We start from the raw sequence: 6,686 nt of genomic DNA, 5'->3' as shown, positions 1-6,686 counted from the left end.
GAAGAAAGACAGCGATATCGATAATCCAGCCTGCAATCCATGCCTGAACTCCTATCCTTACAAAGAGAGGGACAAATACAGCTTTTATCAGAGAATTCAGGCTTTTTATGAAGGCAACGGCATTCTTTAACGTTTCCTCAGCGAGCTGCTGGACTGTCTGATTCGTTGCTACTGTGGCATTAGGCATTTTCCCCTTCCTCCTTCTTGTGTTTCCTCACGAAATCAGCCAAGTTTATCTCTGTAACTTTCTCCGATGCTTCTTTAAGAACAGAAGGCCTCTCCTTAAGTATCTTAGAAAGAACACGCATCTGTATGTCTGCCTGCTTCCTTGATGCCTGTGCAAACCATTTAGGTGAGCCCTTCAGATACTGCTTCCCCAGAGCCCTTAGCTCCATCAGATCAAGGTAGTCTTGCTTTTCCTGCTCCAGATCTATTCCTTCAGCCAGAGCAAGGCTTATAACGTCTCCAAGCTTCAGGAGCTTGAATTCCTCCGTTGGAGCCAGAAGAAAGCCTATTAGGTTGTTTTTCAATGGCTCACTCATTCTCTCACCCTAAATGGAGTAAAGGCAGGCTCGTTGAGGTGTAGGTTCTCCCTGAACCTCATGTCCTCCTGTATCCTCTGTTTAAGCTCCTCATAGCTCTTCTTCAGCTGTTTTACCCTGATCTCCAGGTCATCTATTATGTTTTCCACTTCCTTTACCTCTATTTCGCTGACCATCCATCTAGGGAGCTCATCTATCCTGTCAAGCTTGTTTTTTGCAATGTAGTAGAGACGCATTATGCCATCTGCTATCGCATTTGCCTTCCTTCTGTACTCATCCACAGCAGGTATTAGCTCGTTTGAGATCTTCCCAGTCACAAGAGGGGCAGAGATAAGCACTGAAGTATCCTCCATCACCTTGTAAAGTCTTTCTTTCAGCTCTTCTCCTATTTTCATCTTTTCCATCATTCACCCACCTCCTCCTTCCCTGCCTCTGCTATCTTCTTCTTTATCTCCTCTACCTCCTTCTGAAGCTTCTCAATGTCCTCCTTTGGCCCTTTCTCCCTCCTGAAGCTCAGAAGCGGTGGCTTCTCAATTTCCTTCTTCTTCTCCTCTATTGCCTGAACCTGCAGCTTCTCCAGCAGTGATGCTGCTTCTTCACTCAGCCTGATGAACGCATACTCATTTCTCAGCCTTGCAACTTCCCTGTAAAGCGAATCCCTTTCAGCCCTTAGCCTAGCAACTTCCTCCTGCAGAACATTGTTCTTGAACCTTAGATCTCTCAGCTCAAAGGTCATCCTCTGGATTTCAGCTGTTATTTCAGGTAATCTTTCAATCCAGCCCTTTGTCTGGACGTACTGGAGCCATTTGTCAATGTGCTCCTGATCCGGAATCCAGGGCATGAACTCAGCCAGAAGAATGTACTGTGTGCCTTTCTTCTTCCTTAGACGGGAGATTATGGGAAGTGTGCTTTCCTTTATGCCGAATTCTGGAACAAGCTTGAATGAGAGCCTTCCTACTGCAACATACCTCTCTCCTTCCCCTGCCTTTATGTGCTCGTGCCATGGAAAAACAGAATCCATGAACAACAGGACTTCCTCATGCTCTCCCTTTTTGTATGGATCAGGGGAAACCTCCTTGAACCATATTCCCTTCCCTTTTCTTATTATCCCCGAGTCATTTATTGTTATTGTCTCTCCCTCAGGGTTTATTCCTTCATAAAACACGTAGTGGGTTCCATCCACCAGATCCACAATCTGGAAGTCCCAATAATCCGGTTCCAGCCCAGAAAACTTTCTCAAAACTTTCATCATCTCATCCTCCCAATCTTGTCCTCCCTCTCAGCGCTCCAATACCCCTCCTTTTCAGGAGTATGAGCATCAGGATAGCTGAAACTATCACAATAATCAGGACGTAGTTTGATAAAAATGAGGCCCCTGCAGAAATCCCCTGCTGCAGAAATGCCACAGCTGTGTTTTCCACTGGCTTCTGTGTTTGTAAAGCAAATGTCACTTCGGAGCCAGCAGGATAGACGTCATAAGCAGAAGCTAAAATCCCTCTCCCGTAAACCGTGAAGACGGAACCGGCAACAGCAGGAACTATAACATAAGATTCGGGATTGCAGTTCATCTCCCTCACAGCATTTGTTGGATCCACCCAGCATTTTGGTGCTGATGCAAACTTTGCGGGCCATTTTCCTGTGTATGACTCTCCCACTTTCAAAACAGCGTAAATGGAGCCAGGGATTTCAGCTGCCCTTGCATCAAACTGCTTTACTGATTCAGCTGCCAGAGGTAAGCCAGAAACTCCTATTGTATAAGTCCCTTCCCTCGTTGGTGTGAATGTAGTATGTCCTGATAAGCCAAGAGGCACAGGAATGGCTTCTCCTGACGGAGTGGTCACTATAACAGCCCCGTTGTAAGGTGCTGTTGTTGGAACTCCTTGGGTGTAGAAAACAAGAAAGGCTGAAATCTCAACGTCCTTCCCAACTGTGGCATGGACAGGGTTTACCGACACTAAAACAGATTTAGCAGGCTGAGTCCTCGTGTTTACCTGAAAGTGGAAGACTCCAAAGCCTGAGGAAGCTGGCTGAGTCCTTATCACATTACCGTATTCATCCCTGCTTACCAAGAAGGTGGAAACATCTCCATTTCCCAGTATTTGCAGAGTAATGGTTCTCATCCCTCCGCCATAGGAATCGTCAAAAAGGGCAATTCCTCCCGTCCAGGTGACGTTTACCTTTGTATAGTCTCCTTTTATCATCAGATAAACCAATGTCCCGTTTTCCACCGTTATAAGCTGGTTTACAGGAATCGCAGTTCCATCCTCTTTCTTCATTATGATCCTGGGTACGGTTCCTGGAACTGTTGATGCAGCAGATTCAGATTGCCCCCCCAGAGGTGCTGCCAGAACAGCCGTGCTGCTGTTCGTTGAATTCCTTAAAATCACATTCACGTTCAGCTGTGCTGGGCTTTTTCCTCCCAGAATCATGAACTGCCTTGTGTATGTGCCTGCTGGCACATCATCGGGAGGCCTCACAGTAAGCTCCAGGACGAAGTAATCGCCATCGTTGAACATATTTTTCGACTCATTCAGCCTTAAGGAGATCCAGTTTGGTATGGACATCGAAGGCACAATGCGTACTGGGCCAACGGGCCCAGATTCAGCATCAGCCACGATATATTTCACAACTGGGTTGTAATCTACTTTTAAAGTAACTGTAGCGTAGGGAAGGCCTATGACCCCCTTCTCCACTGAAGTTGCGTTGGATGAAGATGTTGATGTGGAGGAGGCTACCCTCTTCTGCATGAAAACCACCTTCGAGGTGTTTGTGTCCTTCACTTCCAAATTTGTGACATACGTTGTGTAGCCAGAGGCCATCACCGAAAGCTGGTAATTCCCGTTTGGAACATTCTGGAAGACAATTAAACCAGTTCCACCGGTTCTTCCAATGAAATTGTCCCCCAGCTGCACCAGAGCATCTGGAATTCCCTGCAAACTGTCTGAATCCAAGACTGTAATGGAAACCCTGCACAGATACGAGGAAGGAGCTGGAGGAGGCACAACAGTCATCCTTACCTGATACTTAGTCCTGTAAACAGAGGAATAGCCCGAAACGACATAGTTGAAAGTCAGGAAGTCCGAATAGTTGCCTAGATTCATGTTTGCAGCTGAGAAGGTTACGGCAACAGTGTACTCAGCTGATGGCTCCAAGAAAAAAGAGGCTGGGTCTACTGTAACCCAGGAAGGTGCTGTGATGCTCTTTATCTCCACTCTTTGCTGGTAGTTGTTCTTTACCGTGACATACCCTTTCTCCTGCTTTCCCTGTGCCACTGATTTTGACAGATAGGGAGGAGAGAAGGAAAGAGATCCAGGGGGAGAAGGCTCAACAATATCTATGTCCATGTAATACGTAACTGTAGTATTGTTGTTAGTGAAGACCAGTCTAGCATAGAAGGAAAGGACACCTGAGTTCACAGCTTTCTTCACATTTAAATCAACGGGAAGCCTGCATGAGCCAGTTATGTGGTTTGTCGTGTTCACATAGTCCGCATTCATGTCCACAGTTATGTTCCAAGCCTTTGCTGTTGTCACATTAATGTAAAACCTGTGGACAGTCTCATTTGTAAAGGCTGTAAAGGAAGAGCCGCTTGGAGGAGAAAACGAAATATCCTCAGCAGAAGCTGGAAAAACCGGAACCAGCAACAAAATTAGGATAAAAACTCTCTTATCCATTGTTTTCCCTCCTTCTTATCAAAAACTTAATCCCGTCGCCATCCACAAGGAAAACAGCCTCAAAAAGCCTTGGATCGTCAACTCCGGCCGAATATATAATATCTTTAGGAATTGAGGTGCATATAGAGTTTCCTGTTTTCCACAAAGATCTTTTGAATTCCATACGAAATATATATTGTGTATAGATGGTATATAAACTATTCCTTTTTTGGAAAGGAAAGGAGATGTTAGATCTCCGCTGGCTGGCTCCTCTGCAAGCTTTTCTCTGAAAAAACAAAGAGGAAAAGTGAATATAACGGGCTAATATTCCTCTCTGAGTATCCAAAAATTCATATCAAGGCGGAGTGGAAAGGACGGGTTATCCACTCTCTATAAAAAGAAAATAAAAGTAAAATGGAAACGGGAGGAATTAAACTAATCTCCAGAAATTAGATTTTATAAAAGGGGAATAGATTATAACTTGGATTATAATTCCTCGTCTGTTTTTAATTATGGAGCTTGATGGTTTTGAGAGAAAGGTTTAAATAGGCTAGAAAGGTTTATATACTTAATTAACTAATCAAACTGTTTCACATTTATCGATCACTGATTGACGAAGAATCGAGCCCTACTTTCATTGTATTGAAGCTGATTTGTCCGACAGTTGCCAAATTAAGCTTTTATTTAGCCGCTTAATTGATTAAGTGATGCCTCATCGAGGCATCAGGTGTCAAATATGGAGAACCAAGAAAAAGTGTTATCCCCCGAAATGGGGGCGATCTCAGCCTTGGGGGCTGGGGCTGAGACCGGTAAACAGCTCCATGAGAAAGTAAGAGGGATATGGATGGAGAAGAAAACAGCAAAGATAGCCATCGTAGTGAACACGAGAGCAAAAGAAGTAAGTGTTGATGCAACTGACGAACAACTTGCAAGCATAGATTTCATGTATAAACCGAGCCAACACAACGACTACTATGAAATTGTGCTAGTTCTGCCTGTTCCAGAGGAGAAGCTGGATAAATGTCTTGCAGAAGTTGAAAAATTCATAAACTCTTTCTTCCTCGGGCTGGAAATGGAGGAGGGGGAATACAGCTTCTGGGATGGAGTTGCTGTGCTGAACTCATTTGTTGATCTCTGTACCAAGCTCTATCCACCATACTTGACAAGAGGAATTAAAGCTGAGATAGACGACACAGGAGGGGACTATCCAGAGTACCATGTGAGGGCTGAATGGTACGGATAAAAACACCAACAACCCCTCTTTTTTGGAGGAAGGAAAATGGCGTTTGTAAGATATGAAGATCTACCACCCGAGGTTATCGTGGCCGGAGGACTTCTTTCCGCATATGATTTTTACAGAGGAGCTGGATTTTCAAGGGAAAAGATCAAGGAGCTTCTTGCAGAAAAAGCAAAGAAAGACATCAAGACCGTAGGGGAAATGAGGAAAACTAAGGTAAATCCACATGAAGTTGCAAGACTTCTGAGGGAATATGCATCGATATGGCTGTATGTCGCAGAGAAGCTTGAGGAAGAGGAGGAGAAGTAAATTTATATCCCTCTTTTTTATTTTTTTGATCGGGGCTCTTTCCGTAAAAGGGAGAGCCCCGTTGGGAGGGAGAAGTATGGAGAGCAAAAATGAGTTGAAAAGTCCGGTACCCCTTTTGGAGAATATTTTTAGGGAGTTCGGAGAGAAGTACTGCGAGATACTTGACAGGGCTGCGAAGAAAATTGCCGAGGTAGAGGAGAAAACTGATGAAAGAATAGAAGCTCTTAAGGAGGAGATAAAAGATGAGGAGAAGCTTATGGAGAAAATTGACGAAATAGAGGAGGAGAGGGAGGAGAGAATAGACAAGATACTGGAGGAAAGGGATGATGAGGTGGTAGATCTTGAGTGCAAGTTAGCAGATAACCTTAAAGCACTCTTTCAATTCTCTTTGTGAGATTCGTAGTCGTCCAGCCAATTAGCTGTGTTCAATTCTATGGTCTTTCAATTCTCTTTGTGAGATTCGGAAGAAGAGGCTCTGGGAGAAGCTCAAGGGTCCAGCTGCTTTCAATTCTCTTTGTGAGATTCAGGATACCATCAGGAGTGAAGGTGAAGATATGGGCTAAGCTTTCAATTCTCTTTGTGAGATTCCTAAGCATTGAGCAAGGTTTAGGAAGTGAGACTCTGACCTTTCAATTCTCTTTGTGAGATTCGTGGAGGGGGGGTAGGCTGTGCTGGAACTGCTACTGTTGGCTTTCAATTCTCTTTGTGAGATTCTTACAACTGCCAGTATGAGACCTGCTATTGCATATATTGCTTTCAATTCTCTTTGTGAGATTCTACGCCATGCCTAGGCCTCATCGGGGAGTTTCATGCTTTCAATTCTCTTTGTGAGATTCATGTATTTCCTCCTAGCATTAGCCTTTATTTGAGATACATCCCTTTCAATTCTCTTTGTGAGATTCAGGAGCTTAGGCTTGAGGGACTGATAGAGTTTGTTGAGACTTT

The 6,686-nt window shown here is 44.3% G+C and carries 8 protein-coding genes and 1 CRISPR repeat array; of the genes, 2 read left to right on the top strand and 6 right to left on the bottom strand.

Annotated elements, in window-relative coordinates; all coding sequences use genetic code 11:
- From D6D85_RS03300 to D6D85_RS16045, 6 genes are all read right to left on the bottom strand, one after another.
- Positions 1-187, bottom strand: a 187-nt coding sequence (locus tag D6D85_RS03300) for a hypothetical protein (protein ID WP_133308288.1), incomplete at its 3' end; no start/stop codon positions are given.
- A complete protein-coding gene (locus D6D85_RS03295) occupies positions 180-542 on the bottom strand; it encodes a hypothetical protein (protein WP_125670654.1) in 363 nt (120 codons plus the stop codon). The genes D6D85_RS03300 and D6D85_RS03295, both read right to left, overlap by 8 nt.
- Complete coding sequence (locus D6D85_RS03290; RefSeq protein ID WP_125670653.1) at positions 539-949, bottom strand: hypothetical protein; 411 nt, start codon at positions 947-949, stop codon at positions 539-541. Before D6D85_RS03290 ends, D6D85_RS03295 begins: the two co-directional genes overlap by 4 nt.
- The gene (locus tag D6D85_RS03285; protein WP_125670652.1) at positions 946-1,794 is read right to left on the bottom strand and encodes a hypothetical protein; all 849 of its coding nucleotides are present in this window, start codon (positions 1,792-1,794) and stop codon (positions 946-948) included. The genes D6D85_RS03290 and D6D85_RS03285 overlap by 4 nt, the downstream gene beginning before the upstream one ends.
- A gap of 1 nt (position 1,795) precedes the next feature.
- Positions 1,796-4,216: a mobile sperm domain-containing protein gene (locus D6D85_RS03280; RefSeq protein ID WP_125670651.1), complete on the bottom strand. Its 2,421-nt coding sequence runs from the start codon at positions 4,214-4,216 to the stop codon at positions 1,796-1,798.
- Positions 4,209-4,379 (bottom strand): hypothetical protein, encoded by a 171-nt coding sequence (locus D6D85_RS16045; protein ID WP_161969660.1) that lies wholly within the window; start codon positions 4,377-4,379, stop codon positions 4,209-4,211. Before D6D85_RS16045 ends, D6D85_RS03280 begins: the two co-directional genes overlap by 8 nt.
- Positions 4,380-4,931: 552 nt before the next feature.
- Between D6D85_RS16045 and D6D85_RS03275 the strand changes: the two genes are divergently transcribed.
- Positions 4,932-5,438 carry a hypothetical protein gene (locus D6D85_RS03275; RefSeq protein WP_125670650.1) on the top strand — a complete coding sequence of 169 codons (507 nt, stop codon included), beginning with the start codon at positions 4,932-4,934 and terminating at the stop codon, positions 5,436-5,438.
- 36 nt (positions 5,439-5,474) lie between these two features.
- Positions 5,475-5,741, top strand: a complete 267-nt coding sequence (locus D6D85_RS03270; protein WP_125670649.1) for a hypothetical protein — start codon at positions 5,475-5,477, stop codon at positions 5,739-5,741.
- A 375-nt stretch (positions 5,742-6,116) separates the two neighbouring features.
- A CRISPR array of direct repeats spans positions 6,117-6,643; the repeat unit is 24 nt; unit sequence CTTTCAATTCTCTTTGTGAGATTC.
- Positions 6,644-6,686 lie beyond the last annotated feature (43 nt).

This window comes from Candidatus Methanodesulfokora washburnensis, from assembly GCF_003947435.1.
GTDB classification, from domain to species: domain Archaea; phylum Korarchaeota; class Korarchaeia; order Korarchaeales; family Korarchaeaceae; genus Methanodesulfokora; species Methanodesulfokora washburnensis.
The sequence above is the reverse complement of the archived record's forward strand: the minus strand, read 5'-3'. Positions and strand labels throughout refer to the sequence as shown.